Origin of the sequence: Micrococcus sp. KRD012 (genome assembly GCF_017168555.1) — a bacterium.
Lineage (GTDB): Bacteria > Actinomycetota > Actinomycetes > Actinomycetales > Micrococcaceae > Micrococcus > Micrococcus luteus.
Genome location: NZ_JABFBB010000042.1, coordinates 1 through 435, shown reverse-complemented (window position 1 = coordinate 435; position 435 = coordinate 1). Strand labels below are relative to the sequence as shown.

The 435-nt window shown below is 61.4% G+C and carries 1 protein-coding gene; it reads left to right on the top strand.

Translation table 11 applies throughout. The features are described 5' to 3' along the window. Positions 1-145: 145 nt before the first annotated feature. The coding region (locus J1M37_RS11090; RefSeq protein WP_342345148.1) for a hypothetical protein at positions 146-435 on the top strand (290 nt) is incomplete at its 3' end.

Below are 435 nucleotides of genomic sequence, written 5' to 3'. Positions count from 1 at the left end.
CTACAAGGCCGTCGCGGAGGTGCTGGTGTTCGTGCTGCGGATGTCGGGCCGGGCGCGCTGAGCGTTTTCAACCGAAGACTCTGTTGCCATCCTTTCACCACGATGGCATCCATCGTCGTCAACCCGAAACGGTTCAGGTCCTGTCGTGATCCATCGCCGCCATGCGCTCGGTCTGTTTGCTGCCGCCGCCATCCTGCCGTCGCGCAGTTTTGCAAATGTGTCCTACCAACGCAGCGAGTTTCGCGAGGATCTGCAAAAGCGGTTCTTCGATCTCGGTACCGAGGGCACCTTCGTCGGCTACAAGATCGACGACTATCTGATCATCGCCAGCGACAAGGTTCGCTCGGGCGAGGGCCGGCTGCCGGCCTCGACCTTCAAGCTCCCGAATGCGCTGATCGCGCTCGACACCGGCGTGGTGCAAGATCCGGACAAGGA